At 50.8% G+C, this 6640-nt stretch carries 7 protein-coding genes and 1 tRNA gene; 7 read left to right on the forward strand and 1 reads right to left on the reverse strand.

The genetic code is table 11. The features are described from left to right. Positions 1-178 precede the first annotated feature (178 nt). From rsxC to I2E77_RS10710, 7 genes are all read left to right on the forward strand, one after another. Complete coding sequence (gene rsxC / locus I2E77_RS10680) at positions 179-1522, forward strand: electron transport complex subunit RsxC (RefSeq protein ID WP_087234765.1); 1344 nt, start codon at positions 179-181, stop codon at positions 1520-1522. Then, entirely contained in the window at positions 1523-2494 is a 972-nt protein-coding gene (locus I2E77_RS10685; protein ID WP_087234764.1) for an RnfABCDGE type electron transport complex subunit D, read from the forward strand. Further along, positions 2491-3069: an RnfABCDGE type electron transport complex subunit G gene (locus I2E77_RS10690; protein WP_087234763.1), complete on the forward strand. Its 579-nt coding sequence runs from the start codon at positions 2491-2493 to the stop codon at positions 3067-3069. Before I2E77_RS10685 ends, I2E77_RS10690 begins: the two co-directional genes overlap by 4 nt. A gap of 2 nt (positions 3070-3071) precedes the next feature. After that, positions 3072-3758, forward strand: coding sequence for an electron transport complex subunit RsxE (rsxE, locus tag I2E77_RS10695; protein ID WP_087234762.1), 687 nt, complete (start codon positions 3072-3074; stop codon positions 3756-3758). Further along, on the forward strand, positions 3755-4363 hold the full coding sequence (locus I2E77_RS10700) for an electron transport complex protein RnfA (protein ID WP_087234761.1): 609 nt from the start codon (positions 3755-3757) through the stop codon (positions 4361-4363). The genes rsxE and I2E77_RS10700 overlap by 4 nt, the downstream gene beginning before the upstream one ends. Before the next feature lie 14 nt (positions 4364-4377). Then, entirely contained in the window at positions 4378-5169 is a 792-nt protein-coding gene (locus tag I2E77_RS10705; protein ID WP_087234760.1) for an RnfABCDGE type electron transport complex subunit B, read from the forward strand. 165 nt (positions 5170-5334) lie between these two features. After that, a tRNA-Leu gene (locus I2E77_RS10710) sits at positions 5335-5421 on the forward strand. Between the two features lie 193 nt (positions 5422-5614). Here the strand turns inward: I2E77_RS10710 and I2E77_RS10715 are convergent. After that, a partial coding sequence (locus tag I2E77_RS10715) for an IS3 family transposase (RefSeq protein WP_243252597.1) occupies positions 5615-6640 on the reverse strand: 1026 nt, incomplete at its 5' end.

Genomic DNA, 6640 nt, shown 5'->3' on the forward strand with positions numbered 1-6640 from the left:
TATAGTGTACTTGCAATGTAGGCGTTTGTATGGTATATTTCTTGATTGCTTCTGATTGGGGTAGTGCCGGCACGCATATGAGGCCAATGCCTCAGGCAGCTGTGCCGTTACTCAATACAATATTTTGAACAACGGTCTTTTTAGGAAGAAAGTAAAAAATGAAAATGGAGGGAAAAGAATGGAATTTGCATTTCCAGAAAAGCCTTTCAAAACACATGGCGGGGCGCATGTGCCGCATTATAAGAACACGGCGCAGATGGAATCCAAAATAATGCCGCCTCCGGCGCAGGTCATCATCCCCATGCAGCAGCATGCCGGGGCCCCGTGCAAACCTCTTGTCCAAGTGGGGGACGAGGTGCTTGTAGGGCAAAAGATCGCCGACAGCGATGCGGTTGTCAGCGCGCCCATTCATGCCAGCGTTTCAGGCAAAGTGCATGCGGTCAACCAGGTGATGCTCTCTGGGGGCCAATATGTGGATGCGCTTGTGATCGACTCCGATGGAGAGATGAAGGTTTCTCCAGAGGTACATCCGCCAAAGGTGGATACCCGCGAGGAGTTTCTCCGTGCTGTGCGGGAGTCCGGCTTGGTTGGATTGGGCGGCGCTGGTTTTCCTACACATGTCAAGTTGAATGTATCCCCCGATAAGAACATTGACACGCTCATTATCAACGCTGCGGAGTGCGAACCATACATAACGGCCGACCATCGGGAAGCGCTGGAAAACACAAAGGCGGTATTTTCCGGAATCAATACGGTCCGGAAGATGTTGGGAATTGAGCGGGCGATCATAGCGGTGGAAGACAATAAGCCCGATGTAATCGAAGCACTGCGGAAGATGGAGAATGATGGACAAGCCAGCCCGGACAAAAACGTTTGTGTGTTGGCGCTTTCCGCTTCCTACCCGCAGGGAGCGGAAAAGGTGCTCATCAAGTCCTGCACCGGACGCGAGGTCCCCATGGGGAAGCTGCCTGCAGATGTGGGTTGTATTGTGATGAACATAACGTCCGTTGCCTTCCTGGCCGATTATCTCAGGACAGGGATGCCTCTGGTGAAGAAGCGCGTCACCATCGACGGCTCCGCCGTAAAATCCCCGCAGAACGTTATTGTTCCGATCGGTACGCCGATTGCAGAGATCATCCGCTTCTGCGGAGGGTATGCGGTTCCGCCGAAAAAGATCCTGATGGGCGGCCCCATGATGGGAATTGCCCTTACAGACGACAGCCTGCCGGTCATCAAGCAAAACAATGGTATCCTCTGCTTTGGAGAGGAAGAGGCGCGCCTGCATGAACCAACTGCCTGTATCCGCTGTGGCCGCTGTGTGAGCGGATGCCCAATGAATCTGGTCCCGACTAAGCTGGAAAAGTATGCGGAAGCCAAACGTGTGGAAGAATTGCAGGAATATTGTGTGATGGACTGTATGGAATGCGGTACCTGCGCTTATCGCTGCCCGGCCCACCGGCCGTTGGTGCAGGCCATCCGGCTAGGAAAGGCTCTTGTTAGAAATGCGGGAGGGAAGAAATAAATGGAGCAGAAATTGATTGTATCGTCTTCGCCCCATCTGGGGAGCGGAGCAACTACGCAAAAAATTATGCTGGACGTTATTATTGCCCTGATCCCGGCGGCAATTGCATCCTGTATTTTATTTGGGATTCAGGCGCTAATCTTGATCCTGACCTGTGTGATTTCCTGTGTGCTTGCCGAATATCTCAGCCGTAAGGTGATGAAACGCGACAACACCATTTTTGACCTCAGCGCGGTAGTCACTGGCCTTTTGCTGGCCTTCAACCTACCAGCGACGATCAACCCCCTGATTGCGGTCTTTGGGAGCGTAGTGGCAATTGTTGTTGTAAAGCAGATGTTCGGCGGCATTGGGCAGAACTTTGTCAATCCAGCTCTGACGGCGCGCATCGTGCTGATGTCGTCCTTCCCGGCGAAGATGAGCAATTGGGTGGTGCCCTTCTGGTACCGCAGCGGGAACCCCGACGCGATTACCACAGCATCCCCGCTTGGCCTGCTCAAGCAAGGGGCATCGGATCAGCTTCCCAGCCATCTGGACATGCTGCTTGGCGCGCGTGCCGGCTGTTTGGGGGAAACCTGTGCCATTGCATTGATCCTGGGAGGCATTTATCTGGTGGCCCGTAAGGTTATCAGCCCAGTAATCCCGTTGTGCTATCTTGGAACTGTAGCGGTGATCTCCTTGATCGCCGGCCGTGACGTAATTTTCGAATTGCTTTCCGGCGGCCTGTTGCTCGGTGCAATCTTTATGGCGACGGACTATACAACATCCCCCATCAACCGGAATGGCCGGATTGTATATGCGATCGGCTGCGGCATTTTGACAATGCTGATCCGGATGTTCGGTTCGTTGCCGGAGGGCGTGTCCTTCTCGATTATCCTGATGAACATTTTGGTGCCGCATATTGAGCGGATCACCCGCCCGCGTCCCTTTGGCGTCAAAAAGGAGAAGGCCAAAAAGGAGGCTGCACACGAATGAAGATAGATGCAAAAGAAGTCCTGCGTCCCACCATTACATTGACCGTGATCTGTTTTGTAGTCGCGGCGCTTTTGGCGGGGACAAACCTTTTGACCAAGGATAAGATTGCACAGCAGGAGGAGCAAGCTGCCAGCGAGGCGCGCGAACTAGTCCTTCCCGGCGTTGAAGAGTTTGAAGAGATGGAGGCCACGGATGCCGATGGGGAGAGCGTGGTTTATTATGTTGGAAAGGAAGGCGGGGAAGTGGCTGGCTATGTGTTTACCACTTCCGCCAGTTCGTATGGTGGACCGGTCCAGGTGATGACCGGCATACGGGCGGATGGGGAAGTATCCGGCGTGCAATTGCTTAGTATCGACGATACGCCGGGCCTTGGAATGAATGCGCAAAAAGAGGAATTCCGTGCGCAGTACCAACAGCCAATCCCGGAATCCGGAGCATTTGAAGTCATCAAGTCCGGGGAAAAACAGGACGGCCAGATTATGGCGATGACCGGTGCAACCATCACTACACAGGGCGTAACCGACGCGGTAAACGAGGCATTGGCCCTGTATGAAACCGTAAAAGGAGGCGCTTGAGGATGGAGAAAAAGAGATCCCTATGGAGTGAATTTACCAAGGGTATTATCAAAGAAAATCCTGTGTTGCGTTTGGTGCTTGGATGCTGCGCAACGCTTGCAGTCAGCACCTCTGCTAGTAACGCAATTGGAATGGGTTTGGCGACGACCTTTGTCCTGGTCTGTTCCAATGCAGCGATCTCCCTGCTGCGTAAGGTGATCCCGGATAAGGTTCGCATTCCGGCGTTCATCACAGTGATCGCAGGATTTGTATCGGTTGTGCAGATGTTTATTCAGGCATATTCTCCAGCACTTGACGAGGCCCTGGGCATCTATCTGCCTCTGATTGTGGTCAACTGTATTATCTTGGGGCGTGCAGAGATGTTCGCCAGCAAGAATAAGGTTCTCCCCTCCATTGTCGATGGCCTTGGGATGGGAATTGGTTTTACGACTACGCTGTTGGTGATGGGGATGATCCGTGAGTTCCTCGGTTCGGGTAGCTTGTTTGGCATTCCGATTACGGCCGGAGTGGTGGACCCCATCATTATCTTCATTCTGCCGCCTGGAGGGTTCTTTGTGTTTGGTATTTTGATTGCGGTAGCAAACCGGTTGTCGGGCGAGGGTTCGCGTCCGGCAGAGCTTGGCTGTCAGGGATGCCCGCTGGCGGCAAATTGCTCGAAGCTTCAAGAAAAGGAGGCTGCTAAGAAATGATTAAGAATCTTGTAGCCATCTTTTTGGCGGCGATCCTGACAGAAAACTATATTTTGAATAAATTCCTCGGTATCTGCCCGTTCCTCGGCGTATCGAAGAAGCTGAATACAGCGGTTGGCATGAGCATTGCAGTTACGTTTGTAATGGTGATTTCCACTGCAGTGACCTGGCCAATCTATATGTATGTGCTCGTCCCCAATCATTTGGAGTATCTACAGACCATCGTCTTTATTTTGATTATTGCGGCGCTGGTCCAGTTGATTGAGACCATCCTGCGCAAATTTATGCCGCCGCTTTATAATGCGTTAGGCATCTATTTGCCGCTGATTACCACGAACTGCGCGGTTTTGGGCATTACCATGCTGGTGCTTGAAAAGGGCGCTGCGGACCCGACTTTCGGATATGTGGAATCCTTGGTCAATGCGTTCGGCTCCGGTATTGGCTTTATGGTCGCTATGGTGATCTTTGCTGGTGTCCGCGAGCGCATGGAGACGAACGACATTCCAAAATTTCTCAAAGGCCTTCCCATCACCCTGATCGCAGCATCGCTTGTGGCGGTGTCCTTCCTTGGGTTCCAGGGCCTTGTCGACGGCTTATTAGGCTGAGGGGAGGAATAGAGATGAGTCAATTATGGGTTCCTGTTGTCATTGTGGTGGTGATCGGTTTGATTGCTGGCCTGGGCTTGGCAATTGCCTCGATTCTGTTGGCTGTACCAAAGGATGAAAAAGCGGAGGCCATTGAGGAAATGCTTCCAGGGGCCAATTGCGGTGCCTGCGGGTTTTCCGGATGTTCCGGTTATGCAAAGGCTTTGGCCCACGGAGAAGCAAAGCCCGGCCTCTGTGCCCCCGGTGGGGCAGAGGTGGCCAAGACCGTTTCCCAATATCTTGGTTTGGCGGATGTGGCTGTTGAAGCAAAAGTCGCAGTGGTCAAATGTCTTGGCAGCTATGACAATACAAGCGATAAGATGGAGTATGAAGGCATCCAGAGTTGTACTGCTGCTGCACAGCTAGCTGGAGGCGTTTCCAGCTGTCGCTATGGCTGTATGGGGATGGGCGATTGTGTACAAGCTTGCGCGTATGGCGCGATCGAAGTATGTAATGGGGTTGCCCGTGTCGATCCATCGCGCTGCAAGGGGTGTTCCATGTGTGTGAAGGCATGTCCAAAGCATCTTATCACATTGGTTCCCCTAAAGCGGCAGGCGATTGTCCGCTGCAGCAATTGCGACAAGGGTGCTTCGACCAACAAGGTCTGTAAAGTAGGCTGCATTGGATGTATGAAATGCCAAAAAGTCTGTGAAGTGGGAGCAATCAAAGTGGAAAACTTCCACGCTACTGTAGATCCAGAAAAGTGCGTGGGATGTGGAAAATGTGTGGAGGCATGCCCACGTCATTGCCTGGCGATGCTGGAGTAAATTTTGATGCCACTTTCCCATTGGTGAAAAGAAGAAGCCCTAAAATTCCGCTATCTTTAGTGTCTTTACAAAAGAGAACGGAAAAATAGGGCTTCTTTTTAAAAAAATTATGAAAAAAACAGTTGCTTTTTCATCGCTTTTGTTGTATAATCTTTACCGTTACATGCCGGTGTGATGGAATTGGCAGACGTAGTGGACTCAAAATCCACCGGTGGCGACACCGTGCCGGTTCGAGTCCGGCCACCGGCACCATCTGGACAGAGGTCGAAATTTGGAACTCAAAAATGAGACATCCAAATTTCGGCCTTTTTTTCTATGCCCAAAACCGAGGATTCAAGCCACGTTTTCGTGGTTGCCCTCTTCTGTAGAAATGGGACATACAAAAGCAAAAATTGAAAAATCGAAATGTAAAAATGAAAAAAGATTAAATCCGAACCCGGTATTCTCATGTTCTTGAGGATTCCTTTTCTTTCATCCAGTAATCCTGCTCTGCCTGTTCCGGAGTTTTATACTGCAGGGTGGAATGAGGGCGTTCAGCATTGTAGAAGGCGATAAAATGGGCGATTCCCCTCATCAGATCCGCTTCCGACGTATAGTGCCTGCGGTATAGCTCTTCCTTCTTGAAAATGGAGAAGAACGCTTCCGCAACCGCATTGTCGTGGGGGCGAGCTGTTCGGGAAAAAGATTGTTCTACTCCCCAGTCCTCCAACAGGTGAACGAACGCATGGGACATATACTGCGTTCCACGATCACTATGGAACATGAGCTCTGCCTTTGGGTGCCTATCTGCGTAGGCCTGTTTAAAAGTCTTTGTAAGCAGTTGGGTGCTGCTTTTGTGGGAGATTCGATAGGAAATCACTTTCCGTGAAAACAGGTCTATGATGATGCAGAGATAATAATACTTGTCACGGAATTTAAAAACAGTGATATCACTGACCCAGACTTGATTTGGCCGTTCAGTTTGGAACTGCTGCTGCAGGAAATTTCTGTTCTGTCCTTTCTCCCATTTTTTGTATTCTTTCTTTGCTGTAGTGCTGACACTGCTGATTCCCAACTCCTTCATAAGTTGAGAAACATACTTTTGGCTGGTTTTTACCCCTTGGTTTTGAAGGATAGCAGTGATCTTGCCCGACCCATAGATTTGTCCGCTATCGTCATAAATGCTTTGAATCTGCGTTTTCAATTCCGACCGCCGCTTAGCCGCAAGTGTATCGCCTTTCTTATTTCGGAAAATGTGGTTGTAGAAAGTGCCACGTGAGACCTCCAGTGCGTCACACAGGGTGTGAACACTGAATTGACCGTAAAGTAGCTCCATGGCCTTGAGCTTTTCCTGCAAAGGCGAGGTAACAGTACAACTGACCGTCTTTAAAACCTGAATCATATCCTCCAATTTGGGTAGTGTCAAGTATTTTTCGCAAAATGGTTTGCAGGCCCTGGCATGAGAGAAGTCAGCCAGCAATGGAGGCATCCT

The sequence above is a fragment of the Anaeromassilibacillus sp. 1001302B_160321_C8 genome (genome assembly GCF_015554745.1).
Classification (GTDB): Bacteria; Bacillota; Clostridia; order Oscillospirales; family Acutalibacteraceae; genus Anaeromassilibacillus; species Anaeromassilibacillus stercoravium.

Excerpts from the sequence above, each read along its gene's own strand:
- I2E77_RS10685 (WP_087234764.1), top strand. The coding sequence starts at position 1,523 with ATGGAGCAGAAATTGATTGTATCGTCTTCGCCCCATCTGGGGAGCGGA.
- I2E77_RS10700 (WP_087234761.1), top strand. The coding sequence starts at position 3,755 with ATGATTAAGAATCTTGTAGCCATCTTTTTGGCGGCGATCCTGACAGAA.
- I2E77_RS10690 (WP_087234763.1), top strand. The coding sequence starts at position 2,491 with ATGAAGATAGATGCAAAAGAAGTCCTGCGTCCCACCATTACATTGACC.
- rsxE (WP_087234762.1), top strand. The coding sequence starts at position 3,072 with ATGGAGAAAAAGAGATCCCTATGGAGTGAATTTACCAAGGGTATTATC.
- rsxC (WP_087234765.1), top strand. The coding sequence starts at position 179 with ATGGAATTTGCATTTCCAGAAAAGCCTTTCAAAACACATGGCGGGGCG.
- I2E77_RS10705 (WP_087234760.1), top strand. The coding sequence starts at position 4,378 with ATGAGTCAATTATGGGTTCCTGTTGTCATTGTGGTGGTGATCGGTTTG.